Consider the following 889-nt stretch of genomic DNA (forward strand, 5'->3'; position numbering starts at 1 on the left):
CCGGCGGCGTCCTTCACCGCGCAGGTGGCGGGTCTGTCGGTGGCGGTGGACGGCAGCGGCTCGACCGATTCCGACGGTGCCGTCGCCGGGCACGCCTGGACCTGGGGTGACGGGACGGCGCCGGGTTCGGGGGCGACCGCGACGCACACCTACGCCGAAGCGGGCTCCTACACCGTGACGCTGACGGTGACCGACGAGGAGGGCGCGACGGCGAGCGCGACGCGGACGGTGACGGTGGCCGCCCCGGACGGGCCGGCGCAGCCGCAGGTGCTGGCGGCCGACGCCTTCCAGCGGTCGGTGACCGGCGGGCTGGGGACCGCGGACGCCGGTGGCGGGTGGACGGTCCTGATGGGCGCCGCGCGGCAGGCGGTCACCGGCGGTGCTGCGGTGCTGACGGTGGGTCCGGGCAACAACGCCGGCTCCCACCTGGCCGATGTCGCGGCCACCGAGGTCGACCTGCGGACGACGGTGTCGTTCTCCCGGACGCCGGCCAACGGCACCGGGGCCTACGCCTACGTGACCGGCCGCCGGGTCGGGACGGCGCAGTACAAGGCGCGGGTCCGGGTGCTGCCCACGGGGGAGGTGGGCGTGTCGCTGGTGCGCGAGGTCGGGGGCGTGGAGACCACGCTGGGCTTCGTCACGCTGCCGGGGCTGACCTACACCCCGGACCTGCCGCTGCAGGTGCACCTGCGGGTGACCGGGACCGGCACGACGGACCTGGAGCTGACGGTCTGGCGGGCCGGTGACCCCGAGCCGACCGTGCCGACGCTGGCGCGCGCCGACGCCACCGCGGCCCTGCAGGCGCCGGGCTCGGTGGGCCTGGCGGCCTACCTGTCGGGCAGCTCGAGCAGCCCGGTCGCCGTCCGGTTCGACGACCTGCAGGTCACCG

General features: G+C 76.7%; 1 protein-coding gene. It reads left to right on the plus strand.

Annotation, left to right across the window (positions count from 1 at the left end; translation table 11 throughout):
* The coding region (locus E9565_RS21910; protein ID WP_236828890.1) for a PKD domain-containing protein at positions 1-889 on the plus strand (889 nt) is incomplete at both ends.

The organism is Blastococcus sp. KM273129 (genome assembly GCF_021698995.1).
In the GTDB taxonomy this organism is placed as follows: Bacteria; Actinomycetota; Actinomycetes; order Mycobacteriales; family Geodermatophilaceae; genus Blastococcus.